The sequence below is a fragment of the Pseudoalteromonas undina genome (assembly GCF_000238275.3).
Lineage (GTDB): Bacteria > Pseudomonadota > Gammaproteobacteria > Enterobacterales > Alteromonadaceae > Pseudoalteromonas > Pseudoalteromonas undina.
The window spans coordinates 27,520-52,036 of sequence record NZ_AHCF03000002.1 but is presented as its reverse complement, the minus strand read 5'-3'; the positions used below and the strand labels follow the sequence as shown (position 1 = coordinate 52,036).

26 protein-coding genes and 1 pseudogene are annotated in these 24,517 nt (G+C 41.8%); 9 read left to right on the top strand and 18 right to left on the bottom strand.

All coding sequences use genetic code 11. From position 1 onward, the window contains the following. Positions 1-61: 61 nt before the first annotated feature. The 3 genes from glnL to PUND_RS00870 are packed head-to-tail and all read left to right on the top strand — an operon-like array spanning position 62 to position 3,023. A complete protein-coding gene (gene glnL, locus PUND_RS00880) occupies positions 62-1,132 on the top strand; it encodes a nitrogen regulation protein NR(II) (protein WP_010392001.1) in 1,071 nt (356 codons plus the stop codon). 15 nt (positions 1,133-1,147) lie between these two features. Then, positions 1,148-2,533: a nitrogen regulation protein NR(I) gene (ntrC, locus tag PUND_RS00875; protein ID WP_010391999.1), complete on the top strand. Its 1,386-nt coding sequence runs from the start codon at positions 1,148-1,150 to the stop codon at positions 2,531-2,533. A 31-nt stretch (positions 2,534-2,564) separates the two neighbouring features. Further along, the gene (locus PUND_RS00870; RefSeq protein WP_008108381.1) at positions 2,565-3,023 is read left to right on the top strand and encodes a Crp/Fnr family transcriptional regulator; all 459 of its coding nucleotides are present in this window, start codon (positions 2,565-2,567) and stop codon (positions 3,021-3,023) included. Positions 3,024-3,031: 8 nt separating this feature from the next. Here the strand turns inward: PUND_RS00870 and PUND_RS00865 are convergent. Beyond that, positions 3,032-3,697 (bottom strand): annotated as a pseudogene (locus tag PUND_RS00865) (hypothetical protein). 70 nt (positions 3,698-3,767) lie between these two features. Continuing rightward, positions 3,768-4,049 carry a hypothetical protein gene (locus tag PUND_RS00860; RefSeq protein WP_008108379.1) on the bottom strand — a complete coding sequence of 94 codons (282 nt, stop codon included), beginning with the start codon at positions 4,047-4,049 and terminating at the stop codon, positions 3,768-3,770. A gap of 244 nt (positions 4,050-4,293) precedes the next feature. On the opposite strand from PUND_RS00860, the gene PUND_RS00855 reads away from it, so the two are divergent. From PUND_RS00855 to PUND_RS00840, 4 genes are all read left to right on the top strand, one after another. Beyond that, a complete protein-coding gene (locus PUND_RS00855) occupies positions 4,294-4,677 on the top strand; it encodes an RNA-binding S4 domain-containing protein (protein WP_008108378.1) in 384 nt (127 codons plus the stop codon). Positions 4,678-4,773: 96 nt separating this feature from the next. Next, positions 4,774-5,202: a hypothetical protein gene (locus PUND_RS00850; protein WP_010391991.1), complete on the top strand. Its 429-nt coding sequence runs from the start codon at positions 4,774-4,776 to the stop codon at positions 5,200-5,202. A 200-nt stretch (positions 5,203-5,402) separates the two neighbouring features. After that, positions 5,403-8,147: an aconitate hydratase AcnA gene (gene acnA, locus PUND_RS00845; protein ID WP_010391988.1), complete on the top strand. Its 2,745-nt coding sequence runs from the start codon at positions 5,403-5,405 to the stop codon at positions 8,145-8,147. A gap of 135 nt (positions 8,148-8,282) precedes the next feature. Beyond that, entirely contained in the window at positions 8,283-8,546 is a 264-nt protein-coding gene (locus PUND_RS00840; protein WP_041709663.1) for a hypothetical protein, read from the top strand. Here PUND_RS00840 and PUND_RS00835 read toward each other — a convergent pair. From PUND_RS00835 to PUND_RS00820, 4 genes are all read right to left on the bottom strand, one after another. After that, a complete protein-coding gene (locus PUND_RS00835) occupies positions 8,533-9,063 on the bottom strand; it encodes a DUF4124 domain-containing protein (RefSeq protein WP_010391984.1) in 531 nt (176 codons plus the stop codon). The two genes, PUND_RS00840 and PUND_RS00835, sit on opposite strands and share 14 nt — an antisense overlap. Before the next feature lie 135 nt (positions 9,064-9,198). After that, positions 9,199-9,939: a phosphoadenylyl-sulfate reductase gene (locus tag PUND_RS00830; protein WP_010391982.1), complete on the bottom strand. Its 741-nt coding sequence runs from the start codon at positions 9,937-9,939 to the stop codon at positions 9,199-9,201. 42 nt (positions 9,940-9,981) lie between these two features. Continuing rightward, positions 9,982-11,679 carry an assimilatory sulfite reductase (NADPH) hemoprotein subunit gene (gene cysI / locus PUND_RS00825; RefSeq protein ID WP_010391980.1) on the bottom strand — a complete coding sequence of 566 codons (1,698 nt, stop codon included), beginning with the start codon at positions 11,677-11,679 and terminating at the stop codon, positions 9,982-9,984. A 67-nt stretch (positions 11,680-11,746) separates the two neighbouring features. Next, complete coding sequence (locus tag PUND_RS00820) at positions 11,747-13,561, bottom strand: assimilatory sulfite reductase (NADPH) flavoprotein subunit (protein WP_010391978.1); 1,815 nt, start codon at positions 13,559-13,561, stop codon at positions 11,747-11,749. A gap of 297 nt (positions 13,562-13,858) precedes the next feature. On the opposite strand from PUND_RS00820, the gene PUND_RS00815 reads away from it, so the two are divergent. Beyond that, complete coding sequence (locus PUND_RS00815) at positions 13,859-15,469, top strand: endonuclease (RefSeq protein WP_010391975.1); 1,611 nt, start codon at positions 13,859-13,861, stop codon at positions 15,467-15,469. Positions 15,470-15,743: 274 nt separating this feature from the next. On the opposite strand, the gene rpsQ is transcribed toward PUND_RS00815, so the two are convergent. The 11 genes from rpsQ to rpsJ are packed head-to-tail and all read right to left on the bottom strand — an operon-like array spanning position 15,744 to position 20,710. Next, positions 15,744-16,001 (bottom strand): 30S ribosomal protein S17, encoded by a 258-nt coding sequence (gene rpsQ, locus PUND_RS00810; RefSeq protein ID WP_008108356.1) that lies wholly within the window; start codon positions 15,999-16,001, stop codon positions 15,744-15,746. After that, entirely contained in the window at positions 16,001-16,192 is a 192-nt protein-coding gene (rpmC, locus tag PUND_RS00805; RefSeq protein WP_008108355.1) for a 50S ribosomal protein L29, read from the bottom strand. Before rpmC ends, rpsQ begins: the two co-directional genes overlap by 1 nt. Continuing rightward, positions 16,192-16,605 (bottom strand): 50S ribosomal protein L16, encoded by a 414-nt coding sequence (gene rplP, locus PUND_RS00800; protein ID WP_008108352.1) that lies wholly within the window; start codon positions 16,603-16,605, stop codon positions 16,192-16,194. Before rplP ends, rpmC begins: the two co-directional genes overlap by 1 nt. 12 nt (positions 16,606-16,617) lie before the next feature. Beyond that, a complete protein-coding gene (gene rpsC / locus PUND_RS00795; RefSeq protein ID WP_008108350.1) occupies positions 16,618-17,319 on the bottom strand; it encodes a 30S ribosomal protein S3 in 702 nt (233 codons plus the stop codon). 12 nt (positions 17,320-17,331) lie between these two features. Continuing rightward, complete coding sequence (gene rplV / locus PUND_RS00790; protein WP_004588690.1) at positions 17,332-17,664, bottom strand: 50S ribosomal protein L22; 333 nt, start codon at positions 17,662-17,664, stop codon at positions 17,332-17,334. A 13-nt stretch (positions 17,665-17,677) separates the two neighbouring features. After that, entirely contained in the window at positions 17,678-17,956 is a 279-nt protein-coding gene (gene rpsS, locus PUND_RS00785; RefSeq protein ID WP_004588689.1) for a 30S ribosomal protein S19, read from the bottom strand. Positions 17,957-17,971: 15 nt separating this feature from the next. Beyond that, positions 17,972-18,796: a 50S ribosomal protein L2 gene (gene rplB / locus PUND_RS00780; protein WP_007376192.1), complete on the bottom strand. Its 825-nt coding sequence runs from the start codon at positions 18,794-18,796 to the stop codon at positions 17,972-17,974. Between the two features lie 17 nt (positions 18,797-18,813). Continuing rightward, positions 18,814-19,116, bottom strand: a complete 303-nt coding sequence (rplW, locus tag PUND_RS00775) for a 50S ribosomal protein L23 (protein WP_006791359.1) — start codon at positions 19,114-19,116, stop codon at positions 18,814-18,816. Continuing rightward, positions 19,113-19,718, bottom strand: a complete 606-nt coding sequence (rplD, locus tag PUND_RS00770) for a 50S ribosomal protein L4 (protein WP_008108340.1) — start codon at positions 19,716-19,718, stop codon at positions 19,113-19,115. The genes rplW and rplD overlap by 4 nt, the downstream gene beginning before the upstream one ends. Positions 19,719-19,735: 17 nt before the next feature. Then, entirely contained in the window at positions 19,736-20,371 is a 636-nt protein-coding gene (gene rplC / locus PUND_RS00765; protein ID WP_008108338.1) for a 50S ribosomal protein L3, read from the bottom strand. 27 nt (positions 20,372-20,398) lie between these two features. Next, on the bottom strand, positions 20,399-20,710 hold the full coding sequence (gene rpsJ, locus PUND_RS00760; protein WP_002957900.1) for a 30S ribosomal protein S10: 312 nt from the start codon (positions 20,708-20,710) through the stop codon (positions 20,399-20,401). A 427-nt stretch (positions 20,711-21,137) separates the two neighbouring features. Here rpsJ and plsB point away from each other — a divergent pair, with 427 nt between their 5' ends. Further along, positions 21,138-23,576, top strand: coding sequence for a glycerol-3-phosphate 1-O-acyltransferase PlsB (gene plsB / locus PUND_RS00755; RefSeq protein WP_010391947.1), 2,439 nt, complete (start codon positions 21,138-21,140; stop codon positions 23,574-23,576). A 55-nt stretch (positions 23,577-23,631) separates the two neighbouring features. Here plsB and tesB read toward each other — a convergent pair whose 3' ends face one another. Then, a complete protein-coding gene (gene tesB, locus PUND_RS00750; RefSeq protein WP_010391943.1) occupies positions 23,632-24,489 on the bottom strand; it encodes an acyl-CoA thioesterase II in 858 nt (285 codons plus the stop codon). Between the last annotated feature and the right edge of the window lie 28 nt (positions 24,490-24,517).

The window sequence follows — 24,517 nt, the reverse complement described above, 5'->3', positions numbered from 1 at the left end:
TTAGCGTATATTTTACTAAAAACCTTGCCTACCTCCCCAGGCGCACTAAAATGGTGCAATAATGATAAACAAAACACATTTTAGCCCAGAGCTACTAAATATAATTTGGCAAAACCAAACCACCGCCCTAATGTTACTTGATGAAAGCTTTACGCTCATTTATGCCAACACCAGTGCCAGTGAATTACTTGGTTTAGGCGAAAAGCGCTTACTAGGACAAGCGTTCGATGATTTATTTAATTACCACTCTATCGACTTAAAACGTATTGCACAGTATTCGTTGCTTGATGGTGTAGACTGCCACCAGCATAGAGCTGACGTGGTGTTTATCGATTCTCGCCATGCAAAGTTAGCGGTCAGCACACGACGAATAAAGCATAACGATACCTTTTATATTTTATTTGAATGTCGACAAACTGATGACGAAATAAAGCACGATCAAGTCTCAAATCAAATGCATCAATACCAAGCTGCACGCAACTTAATTCGCGGTTTAGCCCATGAAATTAAAAACCCACTGGGTGGAATTCGCGGGGCGGCGCAATTATTGCAGTATGAAGGTGATCAGCAAGAAAGAGATCAATGTGCAGAACTGATAATTGAACAAGCCGATCGATTGCGTGAATTAGTTGATAGGCTCCTTGGGCCTAATCAGCTGCCGCAAAAATCGTATGGCAATATACATCAAACATTAGAGTCGGTTGTAAAACTCAGTACCTTAGATAACAACCGCGATATTAGGTTAGTTAAAGACTACGATCCGAGTATTCCTGATGTTTATATTGATCAGAGCAAAGTTCAACAGGTAGTGCTAAACATTGTGCGTAATGCACAACAAGCATTGGTAGATGGTGGCGAAATAAAAATAAAAACGCGGATTAATTACCAGCATCGTCGTCCTGGCAAAGCCCCTAAAAAGGCACTCCTTATTCAAGTAATGGATAACGGCCCGGGTATTGATGCCAATTTACGCGACACCTTATTTTACCCTATGACCACCAATAAAGAAGGTGGCTCGGGACTTGGATTATCTATAGCGCAAACCTTGATTGATCAACATGATGGCTATATCGAATGTGATAGTTGGCCGGGACATACTGAATTTAATATTTATCTGCCGTTTACAGATTAATACTTTGGAGTTTGCATGAAAACAGCTTGGCTTGTAGATGATGATGCCTCAATTCGCTTTGTACTAGAAAAAGCACTGACTCGCGCAGGGTTTGAAGTAGAAAGTTTTGCAGATGCACAAAACGTACTTAACGCGCTAAAATTTAGTCAACCTAGCGTGTTGATTTCCGATGTGCGAATGCCTGGTATGGACGGTATGGCGTTACTTGAGCTAATAGCAGAGCAAACGCCGGGGCTACCTGTGATCATTATGACCGCCCACTCAGACCTTGATTCAGCCGTTAATGCATTCCAAAAAGGCGCATTTGAGTATTTGGCCAAGCCATTTGATTTAAATGAAGCGGTTGCACTGGTGGAAAGTGCTTATCGAGCTAATTCAACTAAAAAAACCAAACGTAAAAGCGCGCCCCCCAAAAGCGCCCATATCATTGGTGAGGCCCCTGCTATGCAGGAAGTGTTTCGTGCCATAGGTAAACTCTCAGCATCGAGTATGAGCGTACTGATCAATGGTGAGTCAGGTACTGGTAAAGAGCTGGTTGCCAGCGCTCTGCATAACCATAGCCCGCGGAAAGAAAACCAATTTATTGCCCTTAATATGGCCGCTATCCCTAAAGAATTAGTTGAATCTGAACTGTTTGGCCACGAAAAAGGCGCTTTTACAGGGGCAGATAGCGTGCGTAAAGGTCGCTTTGAACAAGCGAATGGCGGTACTTTATTTTTGGATGAAATCGGTGATATGCCACTGGATGTACAAACCCGCTTATTACGCGTATTAGCCGATGGCGAGTTTTACCGCGTTGGCGGCCATCAAAGTATAAAAGTAGATGTACGCATTATTGCTGCCACCCATCAAAATTTAGAAGAGTTGGTAAAGCAAGGTAAGTTTAGAGATGATTTATTTCATCGTTTAAACGTGGTTCGCCTACGTTTACCTGCCTTACGCGAGCGCCCTGAAGATATAGAGCGCTTAGCGCTACACTTTTTACATAAAAGTGCAAAAGACCTGCAAGTAGATAGTAAAGTATTAAGCCCTAAAGCAATTAAACAACTGTGTTTATTTAATTGGCCAGGGAATGTTCGTCAACTTGAAAACACCTGCCGCTGGTTAACCGTTATGGCGCCTGGAGAGCTGATTGGTGAGCAAGATTTACCTCCTGAAATTATTGATAATGCCGCCGCAACCCAAGAAGGCGATTGGCTAGATTCATTTCAGCAGTGGCTTAATCAAGAGTTTAAACAAGGTAAAGAAAATATTTGGCCTGATATTCAAGCCCAGCTAGAAACCCGCTTAATAAAAACAGCACTCGCTAATTGTTCTGGCCATAAACAAGAAGCCGCAGTAAAAATTGGTTGGGGTCGCAATACGTTGACCCGAAAATTAAAAGAGCGCAATATTAGCTGATATTTTATAAGGCTAGCGTCCTAGGTTATTAATGAAGTTAATTGAGAACATCCCTTTGTTTAAGCAAATGGAGATTATAAATCGCTTAGATTTTTTTAAAGAATTCACACTTAATGAGCGCCAAATTCTGCTTGAGTCGTTTGGTTTGCTCTATTTGATAAATAAAAATCAGTTTTTATTTAAAGAATTTGATAATGACAAGCGACTGTTTATTGTGCTCAGTGGATCTTTAATGGTGTTTAAGCACAATCACTTACTGGAACTGGGCAGTATAGAGCCTGGTGAATTTATTGGTGAAGGTGCATTTATCAATAACCGAGAGCGCAGTATTAATGCACGCGCTAAGGAAAGCGCCATAGTACTAGCTATTACTGCCGATGCCCTTACCCGCCTACCTAATGTCATACGTGAAAAAATTAAAGACCGTATTATTGAAGGTATGAGCCTGCGCATTGCAAAACTCTCGGAGCATATAGAAGAGCATGGTTAACAGTTAACTTAATCCATATAAACAACCTGCATTGAGCAATTAAGCCAGCCTGGCTTATTTACATGAGCTGTTATGGTATATGTGTCTGATGGTTTATCGCCAAAAGGTGTCTCAACCAATGGCTGTGAATGAGTGTAGGTTTGTGAATAATTGCTGTAGTAAATAACCAAATAGCCGTATAAATATTCCCATTTCAATGTGACTTTTGCGCCGCTGATTAATGTGAACTCAGCATGTTGATCAGTAAAGGTGACGGCTAGGTCATTAAACTCACCTTTTTCGCACTGGGTTGTTCACAACCGAGAAGGCATGGTAAAAGCGTCATCCGCATTAGTATTTTTTAGATAAAAACCAATATTACCATCACCATAAAAGTGATTTGCGCGTGTGGTGTAGCTAATTTCGGGTTGATAACCTAACCCCTGCATAATAGTAGCTAACTGCTCTGTTTCTTGGCGTAAAATTCTATCATTTGATAATAGTAAAGTAGCTACGCCAAATTCCCGAGGGATGTCGTGTTCAACATATTCGTAAGGTAGGGGTTGTGTTTTGAGTGCGGCCTCTAACTGCTGGCGCTGTGAGTCCGATAAACCTTTACTAAATATATACACTGTAGGCTGTTGGCATGCACTCAACAATAGCATGAGTGCACACGCTAAAATTCCATTTTTCATTATCACCCCGCTGATTACAAGTGTGGTCTAAAGGAGTGATTTAAAATCGCAACTTAATTTATTTGGTTGTTTAACCTGAAGTCTGGTTATTTAGCCATGCATCGACACTCTGACGTTTGTACAGCACTTCATTAAATAACCGATGACGCTCAAATACTAGCTCACTTTGTTTGGTTTTAAGCCCGCTAGTTAGCTGGCTATGGGTATCGTTAAACTTAGAGATAACTGAAAAGCCACGTTCAGTGTCTTCTTTTACCTGTTGTGCTAGATGCGCTCTTACATCATCAGCGGTTAACAGATCTGAATGCTCTAAGCCCATTAGCTCTTTTTTCATCGCTAATCTTATGCCCATGTTTTACTCCATTATTTATATTCAATCTCTTATACGGCCGATATTGGCAATTAGCGTGCCAATGTGTAATTTTTTTCGCGTGAAGCTTAACCCTGAATTACTTCAGTTTTTTTAAAGACTATAAAAAGAGATAAAAAGTTTCATAAAAAATCACATAATCAACTCACCTAACAAGCTCACTTTAGTGCAAAATAGCCACTGAGCCTTTATACTACAGCTAATACCACCCCCACTGAGAAACATGATGAACGAAGAATATATAGAAGTTGAGTTAGAAGAAGAGCCTATAGAGCTGTGCAAATTATTAAAGGTATTAGATCTTGTTGAAGGTGGTGGTCAAGCAAAAAACCTAATTAGCGAAGGCTATGTCGGTGTTAACCATGAAATTTGTACAATCAAACGGAAAAAATTATACAGCGGTGATGTACTTGCATTTGATGGCGAGTTGTTTCAATTAACGTTAAGTGAAGATGCCACTCCAGCAGAACGTCCAGTTATTGATGAAACAGTTACAGCAGAAAAAGCCGCGCCAGTAGCAACAACAGAGCCGGCTAAAAATAAACGCAAACGCACTAAAAAGCCTAAAGTTGATGAAAAAACGGGTCGTCGCCCTATTTCATTTGGCTAACATTTGCTTAAGTTATATGTGTTATTAAAAGCCAGTTTGCATCACTGGCTTTTTTATTCTTTAATAGAATATCAATAATAAAAAATAGATGCTTACATGTCAGAAAACACCTCAAACCGCTGGATAAAACCCGTACTTATTACTGCCTTATTATGGAACATATTAGGTATTCTTGCATTTGTCATGCAGCTGTTTCTCTCTCCAGAGATGATAAGTAAACTACCTGAAGAACAACAACTTGCTTATAACAGCCAACCTTTATGGGCTACTTTAGCGTTTGCTATTGCGGTATTTGGCGGCGCATTAGGATGCGTACTTTTGTTATTCAAAAAGTCTCTAGCCAGATTAACATTAATAATCTCTTTGGCAGCGGTTTTAGCTCAGCAATACTATAATTTTATGATTATTAATAGCATCAACTTGTTTGGTATTAGCGCTATTTTTATGCCTGTTGCAGTCACCATAATTGCGATTGCATTGGTGTATTTAAGTTTCTATTTAAAACAACAGGACTACTTTAAATAGCACTTTTTTGAGTTTAGTTTTGTGGCCAATTATTACTCAGAGTATCCCTTGAATTTTAACTTTTGGCCTTCATCTCTATTTAAATAACGACCAAAATAAATTATACAATATGGTATTTTTTATCATGGTACATACTTTGCAAATCACTACAGAGGTCACTTTTACAAGAATATTAATCTAATTTATTGAAGGGACAAATAATGAAAAATAGTTTCGACACCCAACAACAGCTCACTATCAATGGCGAGCAGTATCATATTAACTCGCTCATGGGACTTGGCGATAAAGCCAAACGCCTGCCTTTCTCGTTAAAAGTATTGCTAGAAAACTTACTACGTAACGAAGATGGTGTGAATATTAAAGAACAAGATATTCAGGCCTTATTAGATTGGGATCCAAAAGCGAAGCCCTCTGCCGAGGTAGCTTTCACTCCAGCCCGCGTAGTAATGCAAGATTTCACTGGTGTCCCTGCAATTGTTGATTTAGCTGCCATGCGTGATGCGATGGAAAAACTCGGTGGTGATCCTGCAAAAATAAACCCACTTTCTCCTGCTGAGCTGGTAATCGATCACTCGGTGCAAGTGGATGGTTACGGTAAAGATGGTTCATTCGACTTAAACTCAAAATTAGAATATGAGCGAAACAAAGAGCGTTACGAATTCTTACGTTGGGGACAAACCGCATTTGATAACCTAAAAGTTGTACCACCTGCAACCGGTATAGTTCACCAAGTGAATTTAGAGTATTTAGCCCGCGTAGTATTTAATGATACAAAAAACGGCAAATCGTTAGCCTACCCAGATACACTAGTCGGTACAGATTCTCATACAACGATGATTAATGGTTTAGGCGTACTTGGCTGGGGTGTAGGCGGCATTGAAGCCGAAGCCGCTATGCTTGGCCAACCTATTAGCTTGCTTATTCCACAGGTTGTGGGTGTTAAATTAAATGGTCGCTTACCTGAGGGCACTACAGCAACCGATTTAGTACTTACTGTTACTGAAATGCTGCGTAACCACGGTGTGGTAGGTAAGTTTGTTGAGTTTTATGGTGACGGCCTTGCCGACTTACCACTTGCCGATAGAGCAACTATCGCTAATATGGCGCCAGAGTATGGCGCAACCTGTGGTATTTTCCCTATTGATGATGAAACGATTAATTACTTACGCTTAACTAATCGCGATGAGAAGCAGCTTAAACTAATTGAAGATTACGCTAAACACCAAGGCTTATGGCGTAACGATGGCGACGAAGCACATTATACCGATAAGCTTGAACTAACTTTAGATGATGTTGTGCCAAGCCTAGCAGGCCCTAAACGCCCGCAAGATAGAATTACTTTGGATAAAGCCGGCAAGGTTATTGGTCAGCACTTAAAAGACTTTCAAGACGAGCGTATGGCACGTCGTGATAAAAGCGATGAAGAGCAAGCGCGTATTGAAAGCGAAGGCCCTACTACCAACCCTGATGAGCCTACCGATGAAGCGCAGTTTATGGGCGCAGCAAAAGTAAACTTTAATGGAGAAGAGTTTGAGTTAAATGATGGTGCCTGTGTTATTGCTGCAATTACTAGCTGTACAAACACATCTAACCCAAGTGTTATCTTAGCTGCCGGTTTAGTAGCTCAAAAAGCACGTCAGTTAGGTATTAATGTAAAACCTTGGGTTAAAACTTCACTTGCACCAGGTTCTCAGGTGGTCACCGATTACCTTGAAAAAGCAGGGTTGATGGATGACTTGGATGCGCTTGGCTTTAATTTAGTTGGTTATGGCTGTACCACATGTATTGGTAATTCAGGCCCACTTGCCGATGAAATTAGTGAGGCGATTCAAAAACACAAATTAGTTGTAAGCTCAATTTTATCGGGTAACCGTAACTTTGAAGGGCGCATACATCAAGATGTTAAAATGAACTTTTTAGCGTCGCCTCCTTTAGTGGTTGCCTATGCCATAGCGGGTAGAACCGATATTGATGTTTACAACGAGCCACTCGCGCAAGATAAGCATGGTAACGATATTTACCTTAAAAATATTTGGCCGAGCGTTAAAGAAGTAAGTGAACTAGTAAAAAGTACGGTAACTAAAGAGATGTTCGAAAAAAGCTACGCCAATGTTTACGATGGCGACAGTCGCTGGCAAAAAATTCAAATACCTGATGGTAAACTTTACGATTGGGACGGTGCTTCGACTTATATCAAAAAAGCCCCCTTCTTTGATGGTATGAGTGTTGAACCACCAGGTATTCCAACTATTGAGGGTGCGCGTTGTTTAGCTAAACTGGGTGATTCGGTGACTACCGATCATATTTCACCAGCAGGCGCAATTAAAGCAGAGGCACCCGCAGGGCTTTACCTACAAGAAAATGGGGTTGAAAAAGCACAATTTAACTCTTATGGTTCACGACGTGGTAATCACGAAGTAATGATGCGCGGTACATTCGCTAATGTGCGCCTTAAAAACTTACTAGCCCCTGGTACCGAGGGCGGTGTTACCCGCACTCAACCTGATGATAAGCTAGAAAGTATTTATGACGCGGCAATGGCATATCAAGAAAGTGGAACACCACTAGTGGTTCTAGCAGGTAAAGAGTATGGAACTGGCTCTTCGCGAGATTGGGCTGCAAAAGGGTCATTATTACTCGGTATTAAAGCTGTGATAGCACAAAGCTATGAGCGTATTCACCGCTCTAATTTAATAGGTATGGGCGTACTTCCTTTACAATTTAAAGAAGGTGAAAGCCATGAATCACTAGGCTTAACTGGGCAAGAGCAATTTGATATTCAAGGGTTATACGATAAAACCGACGAAGTCAGTGTGATTGCGACTAACAGTGAAGGTAAACAAGTTAGCTTTAGTGCCGATGTGCGTATTGATACTCCGAAAGAGTGGGATTACTACAAACATGGTGGTATTTTGCAGTACGTACTTCGCAATATGCTCGACTAACAACTTAAAACGAAAATGCAGCCCAGCTCAGTAATGAGCTGGGCTTTTTTATATTATTAATGGATGCTTGCGCTAAATCAATATCGCTTTATAAAGACTCCATACACTAAGAAGACACGCTGCGCAGAGGCCGTTATGTCTTCAATTGTAATAATAAGACTACTTAAAACATCGATTTTGCTTGGATTGTGCTTAATAGTGACAGGCCATGGTTTAATTGTATCGAGCTACTTTACCAACCAGTTCGGCATTAAAGGTATTATTACTGCAGCTGCCTGTATTGCAATTGGCGTACTTTTATCGTTGCCCACAAAAATATACTTAACTATATTATTAATGGAAGCAGAAAAGCGTTATTTGAAGACACAGCAAAAACACCTCAAAACTAAAAGCCGCTAAAACTTTCGACCTCTTTACTGCGTTGCTCTATTCTCTTTTTAGCTTTTTCAGCATCTTCAAACAGCTTATTAATTGATTCACTGTTATATACCTCAGGCGCTCGCTGAGGAAAAGGCTTGACTGCTGATTTAGCACTGCCACTCAAAATGGCGGTATCTTCTGCAACCACGACATTAATATCGGCGGGGTTAAGCTTTACCACTTCGCTTTTACCATTCTTGTTTGGTACATCTGAGAAATGCCATTGTCCTTGCTCGTCTTGCCATTTATAAATTGGCTTAGGAGTTTCTGTCTCAAAGGTAGCCCCAGTGATTTTTTCACCCGCTGTGGTAATTGCTGAGGTAATACTATCTAACGCGCTAGATGAAAGCGCTATCATTTCATTCTTGATCTCTGTTGATTCATTATAAATATGAGAGGTGCTTAGCCAAGGCTGGCCATTGGGTTTTTTAATATAAAACAATACGATAACAGCAATTATCATCACTGACACTGCTAAATAGGTGAAGTATTTCATAGCGTTCCTGCTGTGTGTTTAATCCATCATCACAACCAATATAATAAAAAAGAATCAATTCAGCAAATATTAAACAATAAAAAACGCAGCAAAGGCTGCGTTTTTTTCATTTTATAGCTTTGAATAATAAGGTAATTAAATTCCATCACCATCAATATGTAAGCCACATTCACGGTTCAAGCCAAAAAAACGGGTTTCCTCTTCACTCATGCCGGGCTCTAGTTTACGCGTGGTGTGCACATCCCCCATCGACACATAACCTTGCTCCCATAATGGATGGTATGGCAAATTATGCTTTGTTAGATACTGATATACATCGCGATTATTCCATTCAATAATGGGATACACTTTTACCGTACCTCGGCTTATTTCTAGTACTTGCTTTTCAGCACGGCTTGAGGATTGATCTCGACGTATGCCACTAAACCAAGTGCTCGCATTTAGCTCCTTTAAAGCGCGTGTCATTGGCTCTACTTTATTGAGCTGGTTGTATTGCTTAATGCCTGCCTCACCTAGCTCCCATAATTTTCCAAATTTAGCCTCTTGCCATGCAGGGCTCAGCTGCGCTTTATACACTTTTAGGTTAAGTGATAACTGCGAAGTCATTTGCTCTATAAACTGATAGGTTTCTGGAAATAAGTAGCCTGTATCGGTTAATACCACAGGTATATCTGGGCGCTGTGCAGTCATTAAATGCAACATAACTGCAGCCTGAATACCAAAGCTCGATGATAAAAACGCAGTGTCAGGCAAATTTTCAAGTGCCCATGCAACGCGCTGCTCTGCGCTCATGTCAGCCAGCAAACCGTTCGCATCAGCTAACATAGCCTGTTGGCTTTGCTTATCTAGCTGTAATATGTTTTTAAATTCACTCATGGTCAACTTTAAACCTCACCAGCGCTTTGCGCTGCTTTTAAATTATGCGTAAAAATCGGTAACGGATACTTTTACTTCTGCAACAATACCTTTGCGAATAACAAAATCACCAAAACATTCGCCATCATTACGCTCACTAACCCATTGCCCAATGAGTTTATCGAATGCTTCTAAGTAAACCTCTTCGCCAACATTTTCAAGGTAAAGCTTTGGAATACGTGTACCCTCAGTATTCCCCCCAAGGTAAACGTTGTACTTACCTGGGCCTTTGCCGACCAAGCCAGCTTCTGCTAGCATGGCACGACCACAGCCATTCGGACAACCAACTACACGCATAATAATGCTGTCATTTGGCACCCCGTGTTTGGCTAATAAGCCTTCTATTTTTTCAATTAAACTCGGTAAGTAACGCTCAGCTTCGGCCATAGCTAATGGGCAAGTTGGCAATGCCACACACGCCATTGAATTTTTGCGTTGCTCAGTGTCCTTATCGTCAATCAAACCATGATTGCGGGCTATTTCTTCAATTACTGCTTTTTGATCGGCCGGAACACCGGCAATAATTAAGTTTTGATTTGCCGTCATGCGAAAATCACCTTGATGAATTTCTGCAATTTTGCGACACCCTGTTTTAAGCGGCTTATCTGGGTAGTCTAAAATACGACCGCTTTGAATAAATAAGGTTAAGTGGTGCTTACCATCAATGCCTTCTACCCAACCAATACGATCCCCTCGGTGAGTAAACTCATAAGGGCGGCTTGGTGCAAAGTTCACGCCTGCGCGCTTTTCAACTTCAGCTTTGAATACTTCGGTGCCAACACGATCGAGTGTGTATTTAGTTTTTGCATTTTTACGATTTGAGCGGTTGCCCCAATCACGCTGAACAGATACCACGTGCTCAGCAATTTTTAACGTATCTTCTAGGCTAATAAAGCCAAAGTCGTCCGCTTTACGTGGGTAGGTTGCTGTATCGCCATGGGTCATCGCCAAACCGCCGCCTACTAGCACGTTAAAACCAACGAGTTTGCCATCCTCAGCAATCGCCACAAAGTTTAAATCGTTAGCATGTACGTCCACCTCATTATTAGGTGGGATCGTCACTGTAGTTTTAAACTTACGCGGTAAATACGTTGAACCTAAAATAGGCTCTTCTGTAGTTTCAGATTTTTCGCCATTGAGCCAAATTTCAGCGTATGCCTTCGTTTTAGGTAATAAGTGTTCAGAAATTTTTGCCGCCCACTCGTAGGCCTCTTGATGTAACTCAGACTCAACCGGATTGGTAGTACATAATACATTACGGTTAACATCACCGGCGGTGGCAATAGAATCAATTCCAACACTATTAAGCAATTGGTGCATACCTTTAATTTCAGGTTTTAATACACCATGAAACTGAAATGTTTGGCGAGTAGTTAAACGAATACTGCCATAACTGGTTTTATCACCAGCAAATTTATCAATTGCAAGCCATTGCTCTGGCTTAATAATACCGCCAGGCATACGTGCGCGTAGCATCACATTATGCAGTGGCTCTAGCTTTTGTTTAGCACGTTCAGGACGAATATCGCGATCATCTTGTTGATACATGCCGTGAAAACGAATTAACTGGAAGTTATCGGCGGTAAAACCACCTGTAATCTCGTCTTTTAAATCTTGCTCTATGGTGCCACGTAAAAAGTTGCTTTCTCTTTTCAAACGCTCGTTATCAGAAAGCTTTACGTTTTTATCTTGTTCGCTCATGTTTAATCCTAAATTTGTTACAGTGACGGCTGTTAGCGTTATTTTTTATAAAGTAAGCAATGTGCACTTAGTACACGTCTTTCTGATAGCGATTTGCGCTTCTTAAGTCTTTTAAGTACTGCTCTGCGTCTTCATAGCTTTTACCAGTGTTTTCGCTAATGATATCAACTAAGGCATTGTGCACATCTTTTGCCATGCGGTTAGCATCGCCACACACATAAAAATGAGCTCCCGCTTCTAACCAATCAAACACTTCTTTTGAGTTTTTACGTAACTTGTCTTGTACATAAACTTTTTCTGCTTGGTCACGGCTAAACGCCACATCGACCTTACTTAGTAAACCTGACTTTAAATACCCTTGAATTTCTACTTGGTACAAGAAGTCTTGAGTAAAGTGTGGGTTACCAAAAAACAGCCAGTTTTTACCTGTTGCTTCTCGTGCATCACGCTCTTGTAAAAAGGCGCGAAATGGCGCAATACCAGTACCTGGGCCAACCATAATAATTGGTGTGTCATCGCTTACTGGTAAGCGGAAGTTATCGTTATGTTCACTGAATACTTTTACTTTACAGCCTTCTTCTGCGCGGCGTGCTAAGTACCCTGAACAACCACCTAAGTGCTCTGTGCCAAACGCTTCAAACTCAACCAATGCAATAGTTAAGTGCACCTCATCTTCAACCTCAGCTTGGCTAGAGGCAATTGAATATAAACGTGCTTGTAATTTACGCAGGCAATCAACTAGTGTTTGCGCTTCTAATTTAGCTGGGTTTTGTGCAACCACATCAAAGATTTGACGAGGCTCAATGTATTCGCGCATTGCGCCTTTATCTTCTACTAGTTTAAGCAGCTCAGGCGTGCCTGTAGCCGTGGCGTACTTTTCAACAAGCCCAGGGTAGGATTGTGTTAGCTCTAGTTTTTCAATTAAGGCATCACGTACGCTGAGTTCTTCATCGCCAAGTTTAACGCGGCTAGTTGGATCAATTTGCGTTTGCGCTAGTAGCTCATCTACACGGGCTTCATCATTTAAAAAGTAAATACCGAGTGAATCACCAGGTGTATACGTAATGTCTGACCCTTCTAGTGAAATTTCAACATGGCGTACATCTTTGGTTGAATCACGACCGGTAATTTTTTGCACTAAGCTTAGCTCTGCCGCAAACGGATTTTGCTTTGTGTACTGACTAGCCGCTGCTGCAGGAGCGCCAAATGGCATTGATACAACTTGACCGCTAGTTGCATCTTGCTGGGCTTTTAAGTCTGGTTCAAACGCATTTAATGCGCCCTCAATCCAAGTGGCTGCTTCGTCATCATAATCAACGTCTAGGTCGGCGCGTTGATGAATAACCTCTGCACCTAATTTAGTTAAACGCTCTTCAAAGTCTTTAGCGGTTTGGCAGAAAAATTCATAGCTAGAATCACCTAAACCTAATACTGCAACTTTGACACCATCAAGCTTTGGCGCTTTTTTAGTAATTAAAAATTCATACAGTGTTTCGGCGTCTTCTGGTGGCTCACCCTCGCCGTAAGTCGATACAACAACGGTTAAAAACTTTTCTTTTTTCAGGGCTGTCGGTTTGTAATCTGACATACTAACCAGTTTTGTTGCTAAGCCGCGTGACTCAGCTTGCTCTTTAAGTTTAGTCGCTACCGCTTTGGCATTACCTGTTTGTGAACCATATAAAATGGTCAGTGCTGCCGCCTCCGAGGTTGCAGGTGCACCTGAAGCTGGCGCGCCTAGCGCTGCAGAATTAGCATTAGCAGCTAAGTAGCCGCTAACCCACGCTTGCTGAATTGGATTAAGCTCAGCCACTAAACCTTGTAGCTTTTGTACTTGCTCTTGCGAAAGCGGACTTGCTAGCGCATTGAGTTGACCTAACAACATGAATTTTTCCTCATAACCCTGAACGTTAAACACAATGCTTGTTCACATTGTTTAAAATGAGTGCCACCTCACTCAGAAAGTTCTGTTGAGGTTAATTGAGTATGCAGGATAGCCGCCTAAGCATAGATAAAAAAAGAATAGAATCTGCTTTGATATTCCATTTAGTTATTAAGTTACCTAAAAACCTGCGAAATAGACCTAAAAGGGTTTTATTGTCTTTTATGAAATTTTAATTTAACAATTTTGTAACCTTAATGTTCTAAGGTATATTACGCAAAAATATAAATAGGAACACCTATGTTACACGGTATATATAAAAACAAATTACTTTTGAGCACCTTGTTATTATCCTCATTACCCGCGATGGCTAATGTGGTTAATGGCAACTTTGAACAATACAGTGGCAACACCCCATATGCGTGGACAGTGATTGATAGCGGTATTAACGTATCTGCCAACAGCACAGTCGTAAGCACAGGCTCACAAGCAGCAGCGATTAGCGTTAATACAGGCACACAAAGCAATACTGATTTTTTGCAGCAAGTCGCTGTTGAAATGGGTAAAACTTATGAGTTCTCAGTAGATGTGTATCATACCGAAGGCCATCTTAAGGCGCGTTTGTTGATAGATGGTTATCAAGGCTATTCAAATCCAGCACAAACCAACCAATGGCAAACCATTACTTACAGCTACACAGCCGATAGTAATAAAACCATTGATGTCGGCTTACGCTTTTATGATACAACGGGATTTGATGGTAGCGAGTTAGTTTATGTTGATAACTTCTTGCCTAGTAATGACAGCAGTGGCTCTCCAAGCTGCGCAGATAACGGCCTTACTTTTAGCCTAACCACAGATAACTACGGCGAAGAAACCAGCTGGCAAATAGCGCACAACCAAACCGGTGTCGTTGCAAGCGGAAGTGGGTATGCTGCAAACACCCAATATACCGAACAATTATGCGTAGCCGATGGTGAGTATACATTTACTATTAATGACAGCTATGGCGATGGTATTTGCTGTTCATATGGCAGTGGTAGCTACGCCTTGAATAATGAAAGCACATTGCTCGCCAGTGGAGCTAGTTTTCAAACAACCGAAGCTACCGCTTTCTCATTAGGAAGCACTGAGCCAACACCGACGCCAACCGGCTACTATGTGACAACTCAAGGCTTGTCTGGTTACACGCTAAAAACTGAGCTTTATAACATTATTAATAATCATAATGCTCAGGGGTATTCCGCTATTTGGAATTTTTACGACGCATCGGCGCGTGATAAATACTATGAAAACGATAATAGTATTTTAGATATGTACAGCGAGAAGCCCAATGGCTCTGATAGCTACACATACACAGCCGTTAGCGATCAATGTGGCACCTACAGTGGTGAGGCAGATTGCTACAACCGAGAGCATTCGTTCCCTAAAAGTTGGTTTGGTGGAAAAGTTGAACCGATGAACTCTGATGTTCATCATATTTACGCCACTGACGGTTATGTAAATTCAAAACGAAGCAACTTCCCATTCGGTGAAGTAGCAAGCGCTTCGTTTACCTCAACCAACGGCAGTAAATTAGGCTCTGCAAGTAATACGATTAATTACAACGGTACTGTGTTTGAACCTATTGATGAATTTAAAGGTGACTTTGCTCGTGCTTATTTTTACATGGCAACCCGTTATCAAAACGTAATTGGTGCTTGGCAAAATAACACCGCAGCTAGTAATGACGTGCTTAATGGCACCAGTACCCAAGTATTTGAAAGCTGGATTGTGGCCATGCTGTTAAAGTGGCATAACAACGATCCTGTTAGCCAAATGGAATTAGACCGCAACCAAGCAGCGTTTGAATTTCAGGGAAACCGTAACCCGTATATCGATCATCCTGAGTTTGTAGAGATGATTTGGTAAAAGGCTTCGAGCTTCGGGCTTCGGGCTTCGGGCTTCGGGCTTCGGGCTTCGGGCTTCGGGCTTCGGGCTTCGGGCTTTGCAGAAAAGCATAAGCCTTTGCATTTGCAAAGGCTTTTTTATTTAGATTACTTCTTTACCCTCGGGTTTAGAACTAAGTTACGGCTAGTAAGCTCACTGCGAGCGTCGACTTAAAATTTAAACTTATCGCTTTTTTAAACGCAAAAAAAACCCCAGCAAAAGCTGGGGTTTCTTATAAAACAGACTTAATTAAAAATTAAGCTTGTTTTGGACGTTCAACAACATCTACCAAAGTCCAAGATTTGTTCTTAGAGATTGGAGCGCATTCACGGATAGTGACAGTGTCACCCGCTTTTGCAGTGTTATTTTCGTCATGTACGTGTAACTTAGTCGTACGTTTGATGAATTTCCCATAGATTGGGTGCTTCACGTAACGTGCGATAGCAACAGTGAAAGATTTTTCCATCTTGTCGCTGATTACACGGCCTTGAAGAGTACGAATTTTATCGCTCATTATTGACCTGCCTTCTGGTTAATAATTGTTTTTACACGCGCGATATCGCGACGTACTGTTCTTAGCGTGTGTGTCTGAGCTAGCTGACCAGTGCTTGCTTGCATGCGCAGGTTAAACTGCTCACGAAGAAGACCTAGAAGTTCAGCATTAAGCTCTTCTACGCTTTTATCTTTTAGTTCGTTTGCTTTCATCACATTACCGTCCGAGTTACGAAAGTTGTTTTGAATGGCAGCTTACGAGCAGCAAGGTTAAACGCTTCACGAGCAAGCTCTTCTGAAACACCTTCCATTTCGTAAAGTACTTTACCAGGCTGAATTTCAGCAACCCAATATTCAACAGAACCTTTACCTTTACCCATACGAACTTCAAGAGGCTTTTCTGTGATCGGCTTGTCAGGGAAGACACGGATCCAGATTTTACCTTGACGTTTCACGTGACGTGTCATAGCACGACGAGCTGCTTCGATTTGACGAGCAGTCATGCGGCCACGACCAGTAGCTTTCAAACCGAAAGTACCGAAGCTTACTTTGTTACCGTTTTGCGCTAGACCACGGTTGCGGCCTTTATGCATTTTACGGAATTTTGTACGTTTTGGCTGTAACATTACTCGCTACCTCTACTTAGCACTTTTTTTGGCTTTCTTTGGTGCGCGTTTAGCTGGCTTCTCTTGCTCTTGTACTAGTGGTAAACCACCAATAACTTCGCCTTTGAAGATCCAAACTTTAACACCAATGATACCGTAAGTGGTTAAGGCTTCAGAAGTTGCGTAGTCGATATCAGCACGAAGAGTATGTAGAGGTACACGACCTTCACGATACCATTCTGAACGTGCGATTTCTGCGCCGCCAAGACGACCGCTAACTTCAACTTTAATCCCTTTAGAACCGATGCGCATTGCATTTTGTACCGAACGCTTCATAGCGCGACGGAACATAACACGACGCTCTAGCTGAGAGGCAATGCCGTCTGCTACTAGTTGTGCATCTAGTTCTGGTTTACGTACTTCAGAAATATTAATCTGAGCAGGTACACCAGCGATTTTAGTTACCGCTTGACGTAATTTTTCTACGTCTTCGCCTTTTTTACCGATAACAACACCCGGACGAGCCGTGTGAATAGTTACTCGGATAGATTTTGCTGGACGCTCAATAACGATTTTAGACACAGAAGCCGCTTTCAATTCCTTAGTAAGGAATGTACGTACTTTGTGATCGCCAAAAAGCTGTGCAGAGAAATCTTTTGAATTCGCGTACCAGGTAGAAACCCAAGGTTTAGATATACCTAGGCGAATACCAGTAGGATGAACTTTTTGTCCCATTACTTATATCTCCTAGCTATCTGAAACCACAACAGTGATGTGGCTTGTACGCTTAAGGATGCGGTCTGCGCGTCCTTTAGCACGTGGCATAATACGTTTCATTGTTGGACCATCGTCCACAAAGATCGTTGTTACACGTAGCTCATCAATGTCAGCACCTTCGTTATGCTCTGCGTTAGCAATAGCAGACTCAAGTACTTTCTTAACTAATACAGCCGCTTTTTTCGGGCTGTACGCCAGGATTTCTAGTGCGCGATCGACAGGTAACCCGCGGATCTGATCTGCAACTAGACGTGCTTTTTGCGCCGAACCAGAGGCGAATTTATGTTTAGCTAATGCTTGCATTTATCTTCCCCTCTTAACGTTTCTTCGCTTTCTTATCCGCAGCATGGCCACGGTAAGTGCGAGTTGGTGCAAATTCACCTAGTTTGTGACCGATCATTTCGTCAGAAACGAAAACTGGTACATGCTGGCGACCATTATGGACAGCAATGGTCAATCCGATCATGTTAGGTATGATCATTGAACGACGGCTCCAAGTTTTAATTGGCTTCTTTTCACCGCTTTCCAAAGCTTTCTCTACCTTCTTCAGCAAGTGTAGGTCTATAAAAGGACCCTTCTTGAGAGAGCGTGGCATGGCTATTCCTCAATATTACTTAGTACGACGACGTACTATAAATTTATCCGTACGCTTGTTCTTACGCGTCTTAGCACCTTTAGTCGGTTTACCCCATGGAGACACAGGATGACGACCACCAGATGTACGACCTTCACCACCACCGTGTGGGTGATCAACCGGGTTCATGGCAACACCACGAACTGTCGGACGAATACCACGCCAGCGATTTGCACCTGCTTTACCAAGTGAACGAAGCATATGCTCAGCATTGCCTACTTCACCTAGCGTAGCACGACAATCAGATTCAACTTTACGAACTTCGCCTGAACGAAGACGTAATGTTACATATTGACCATCACGAGCAAGGATTTGAACGTATGCACCAGCAGAACGTGCGATTTGAGCACCTTTACCTGGTTTTAATTCTACGTTGTGAACAGTCGAACCTACAGGCATATTACGCATTGGTAATGCATTACCAGGTTTGATTGGTGCATCAACACCAGACTGGATTGCATCGCCAGCTTTTAAGCCTTTAGGTGCGATAATGTAACGACGCTCACCGTCTGCATATAATACAAGAGCGATGTTTGCGCTACGATTTGGATCATATTCTAAACGCTCAACAGTGGCTGGAATGCCATCTTTAGTACGTTTAAAATCGATTAAACGGTAATGCTGCTTATGACCACCACCGATATGACGAACCGTAATACGACCATTGTTATTACGACCACCTGATTTAGAGTTTTTCTCTAATAGTGGTGCGTAAGGTTTACCCTTATGTAAATCTGGGTTAACCACTTTAACTAGGTGACGACGACCCGCAGAAGTTGGCTTACACTTTTGAAGTGCCATAATTCTAACTCCCCTTATTACTCGGCGCCGCCGACAAAGTCCAGCTCGCTACCTTCTTTAAGAGTAACGTAAGCTTTCTTCCAGTCGCTACGACGACCGAAACGCATGCCAGTACGTTTTGTTTTACCCTTAACGTTAAGTGTGCGAACACCAGTTACTTCTACTTCAAAAAGCTTCTCAACTGCCGCTTTAATTTCAGCTTTAGTTGCATCATTTACTACTTTGAAAACAATAGTGTTGTTTTCTTCAGCAGCAATCGTGCTTTTTTCAGAGATGTGTGGAGCAAGGATCACTTTTAAAAGACGTTCTTCACGGATCATGCTAGCGCCTCCTCAAGTTGCTTAACAGCAGCAGCTGTAATTAGTACCTTATCGAAAGCAATTAAGCTTACAGGATCGATACCAGCTACATCACGTGTGTCAACCTTGTACAGGTTACGTGCCGATAAGAAAAGATTTTCATCTACTTCTTCAGTCACGATAAGAACATCTTTAAGCTCAAGTTCTTTAAGCTTAGCAACTAGTTCTTTAGTTTTTGGTGCTTCAAGACCAAAACTTTCAACAACGATTAAACGCTCTTGACGAACTAATTCAGATAAGATGCTTTTGATCGCACCGCGGTACATTTTACGGTTTACTTTTTGGCTGTGGTCTTGTGGTTTAGCTGCGAAGCTAACGCCACCTGAACGCCAAATTGGACTACGGATTGTACCAGCACGTGCACGGCCAGTACCTTTTTGAGCCCATGGTTTTTTACCACCACCGCTTACTTCAGAACGTGTCTTCTGAGCACGAGTACCTTGACGAGCACCTGCTGCGTATGCAACAACTACTTGGTGTACTAATGCTTCGTTAAACTCACGTCCAAAAGTAGCTTCAGAAACTTCAAGAGCGCCAGAAGCGTCTTTAATTGCTAATTCCATCACTAAATCTCCAGGACTTATGCTTTAACAGCTGGTTTAACGATAACGTCACCGCCGATAGCGCCAGGTACTGCACCTTTAACTAAAAGCAGGTTACGCTCAGCGTCAACGCGAACTAGTTCAAGGTTCTGAGTTGTTACTTGCTCATTACCCATTTGACCGGCCATTTTCTTACCTTTAAACACCTTACCAGGTGATTGGTTTTGACCGATTGAACCAGGAGCACGGTGAGATAGAGAGTTACCATGTGTAGCGTCTTGCATGCTGAAATTCCAGCGCTTAACACCACCTTGGAAACCTTTACCTTTAGAAGTACCGGTTACGTCAACTTTGTTGATTTCGTTGAATAATTCAACAGTAAGCTCAGCGCCTACTTCAAAATCGCCTTCACCACCATTTAGGCGGAATTCCCACAGACCGCGACCCGCTTCAACACCAGCTTTAGCGAAGTGACCCGCTGTTGCTTTGTTTACACGGCTTGCTTTTTTAGTGCCTGCGGTTACTTGAAGCGCGTTATAACCGTCTGTTGCGTCAGATTTGATCTGAGCAATGCGGTTAGGAGTCGCTTCAATAACTGTCACAGGGATAGATACACCATCTTCAGTGAAGATACGTGTCATACCCACTTTACGACCGACTAGACCTAATGCCATTTTCCTAAAACCTCTCTAATCTTCCGATTAACCCAGGCTGATTTGAACATCAACACCAGCAGCAAGGTCTAAACGCATAAGTGCGTCTACAGTCTTGTCAGTTGGTTCTACGATGTCGATCAGACGTTTATGGGTGCGGATCTCGTACTGATCACGCGCGTCTTTGTTAACGTGCGGTGATGTAAGTACAGTAAAACGTTCAAAGCGTGTAGGTAGTGGAATTGGACCACGTACTTGTGCGCCAGTGCGTTTCGCAGTTTCCACGATTTCCGCCGTTGATTGGTCAATCAAACGGTGGTCAAAAGCTTTTAGGCGAATACGAATGCGTTGATTTGACATTCTTAAACCTCAATATAAAGAGCATTTAAAGAGCATAAAAAAACGACCGAAACAATCTTAATAATTAAGATGCCGGTTGTTTGATTATATCTACGTTGAGTTCCAAATCGGAACTCCTGTTTATTAGCTTGAAATCCAAGCTTAATTTATTCTTTCTTGTTCCCGAGGGAATTTTGAAAGCCTGCGTATTATAATGATACTGGTGATAAATGCAACAACTATTTAGACATTATTACTTTGTTATTGTCGTTTAAAAAATAGCTAAGTTTATTAATAGTGAACGCAATAGAGGTGATGGTGTCTTTATAATGTCATAGCTTGTCGATTAATCTGCAGGGGATTTTTTAGATATTATGTTATCCTATGCGCTAATTTTGCTGTTATATACCCATATTGGTTTGGGTAACTACTCTCTTATGGTGAGTCAATGCGTATTTTAAATTATGGTTTAAATCTTATCTCTGGTGGTATTAGCCGCTTGTTTGTTAAAAGCAAAGTACTGCCTGAAAAACCTTTAGAGCAATTTGAGCTAAACCCTAAAAACCCGACCTTTTATATAGTGCGTTTAAATTCACGCTTTGATTTAGCGGCACTGGCACGTGTTTGTAAACGAAATGGTTTACCAGACCCAACAGAGCAGCAAGTATTAGGTGACGAGGCGTTAGATCGCTTTATCGGCATTAAAAACCCTCCCCCGCTATTTGGTGATAAAGAAAAACCTACCAATGCATTAGCGCAAGGCAAACACATTGTTGAGCATTTATTAAATAGTGGCCAAAAAAATGTCCAGGTTGTGCCTGTGACTATTTTATGGGGCAGAGCGCCGGGTAAAGAAAAGCCAGGATTAAGCACTTTACTCTCGCACTCACTTACGCCCAGCTGGTTTAGAAAAATCTTTGTGGTACTTTTTTCAGGAAGAGATAACTTTATTCGATTTAGCCAGCCACTCGACCTATCTTTATTGGTTAATGAAAAAGCCGACGTTAATGAACTTCCTCATAAGCTGTTGCGTGTAGCTCGAGTTCACTTTAAGCGTCAAAAGCTGGCTGCTACAGGGCCTAAAATCCCATCTCGTGATCAGTTATTTAGCTCACTACTAGCATCACCCACAATTAAAAAAGCAATTCAAACCGAGGCCACTGAAAAAAACATCAGCCAAGCCCAAGCGCGACAAAACGCCTTGAAGTTGCTGGATGAAATTGCCGCTAATTATAGTGATGCCACCATCCGCGTTGCGGATCGTATATTAACGTGGCTTTGGAATAAGCTTTATAATGGCATTGATATAAAGTACACCGAGCAAATTCATGACCTAACCAATAAAGGCCATGAAATAATCTACATGCCTTGTCATCGAAGTCATATGGATTACTTACTGCTAACCTACTCTATTTATCATCAAGGCCTTGTACCACCGCATATTGCAGCTGGGATCAACCTCAACTTTTTCCCTGCAGGTGGCATATTCCGCCGCAGTGGTGCATTTTTTATTCGTCGCTCATTTGCTGGTAACAAACTCTACTCAGCGGTATTTAAAGAGTACTTGAGCCAGTTATTTATAAAAGGTTATTCGGTTAAGTTTTATACCGAAGGTGGCCGCAGCAGAACCGGACGTTTACTACCCCCAAAAACCGGCATGCTCGCCATGACATTACAAGCAATGCTGCGCGGTATTGATCGCCCAGTATCCATTGTGCCTGTATACATAGGCTACGAACACGTAATGGAAATAAACACCTACCTAAAAGAGCTCGCGGGTAATGATAAAAAGGGCGAGTCGATATTAGGTATTTTTAAAGCGATTAAAAACTTAAAAAACTATGGTCGTGGTTATTTAAATTTTGGGGACCCTATTTCTATTAACCAATACCTAAATGACAACCAACCCGACTGGCGCGAGTCAATTCATGCTACCGACGTGCAAAAGCCACAATGGTTAGGGCCGCAGGTGGCTAATCTGGCTGATCAGGTTATGGTTAAAATTAACAATGCAGCCGCACTTAACTCAGTTAACTTACTGGCGATGATACTGCTAGTAAACGATAAGCACGCATTGAGTAAACCTAAATTGCTAGCTCAGCTTGAGTTTTATTTGCGATTACAACGTGAAGCTAGCTACAGCAATAAAATAACCGCACCCGATGAAACGCCAGAGCAACTGCTAGAACACGCCTTAAAGTTGAATAAGTTTGATGTGATCAGTGATGAGTTTGGTGAAATTATTGCGATAAACGATAAAGAAAAAACCTTATTTAACTATTATCGTAATAACATTTTGCATATTTTTGCAGTGCCGAGTTTAGTTGCCCTGCATTTATTCAAGCAGCATCAAAGTAGCGTTACTCGCTGCCATCAATTGGTAAAATCTTTTTATCCGTTATTCGCCAAAGAGTGGTATTTACAAGAGCTTGATGAAAGCTATGTAACCCGCATTTTAACTAACTTTAGCGATCAAGGCTTAATTGAGCTTGATGGTGATAACATTAAAGTGACTCAAAATAACGATAGCTTTGCCAAACTCGAAATGCTTGGTCGTGCATTAAGCTTTACTCTGCAACGTTATGCGATTGTGATTGGCTTTATTCAAACCAGCCAAGGTATTGCAAAAGCAGAACTGGAACGTGAAAGCTATGTGTTGGCACAGCGTTTGGGTACGTTACATGGTATTAAAACGCCGGAGTTTTTTGATAAGAAGGTACTTAGTAGTTTTATTTCCAACCTTCGCGAACAAAAGCTAATTAGTGAATCTGATAGCGGCTTACAAGGAAGCCAAGAGCTGTGCGAGACCTACAAGCAACTGCAAACACTCTTGCCAGCACGTATTTGGCAATCAATTACCGACATTGTTCACGCTCAATGTCAGTAACATACTCTTATTATCCACTGTATTGAATTAACTCAATATAGTGGATTTTAAAGTGTTAGCGCTGGCGCATTACCCCTTCTTGAATCGTCGAGGCAACTAAATTTCCTTGGCGGTCAAAAAACTGCCCACGTACCAGCCCTCGTCCCGAACTCGCACTTGGGCTATCAATGGTATATAACATCCAATCATCCATTCTAAATGGACGATGAAACCACATAGCATGATCTATGGTCGCTACTTGCATATTCGGCTGCATAAACGACACACCATGTGGCTGCAGCGCGGTTGGTAAAAACTCAAAGTCAGACGCATACGCCAATAAGTAATTATGAATACGTTGATCATCTGGCATATCGCCATTGGCTTTAAACCAAATATGTTTTACCGGTTCTAGGGCTTCAGGTTTAAAGGGGTTATGAAAGTTCACCGGGCGCATTTCAATCGGCATTTCACGAATAAACTTATTACGGATTGCTTCAGGAATATGCTGTGCATTTTCTTGATAAAACTCTAACGAAGAACGCAGTTCTTCAGGAGCTGGAACATCAGGCATAGTGGCTTGATGCGATAACCCTTGCTCTTCACCTTGAAACGACGCTGTCATGTAAAAAATAGGTTTACCGTACTGAATCGCACTGACACGTCGAGTGCTAAAACTTTTACCATCACGTATAGTTTCTACATCGTACACAATCGGTTTTGCAGCGTCGCCTGGACGTAAAAAATAAGAATGTAAGGAATGAACAATACGCCCCGCAGGCAGTGTTTCTTTAGCTGCTGAAAGCGCTTGCCCCATAACTTGACCGCCAAACACCGCTCTAAAACCTAAATCTTGGCTTTGTCCTCGATATAAACCTTGTTCAATTTCTTCAAGTGACAACAACGATAATAAATCATCTAATACTTGGCTCATTATTTCTTCCTCAATCCCCTAATTTATA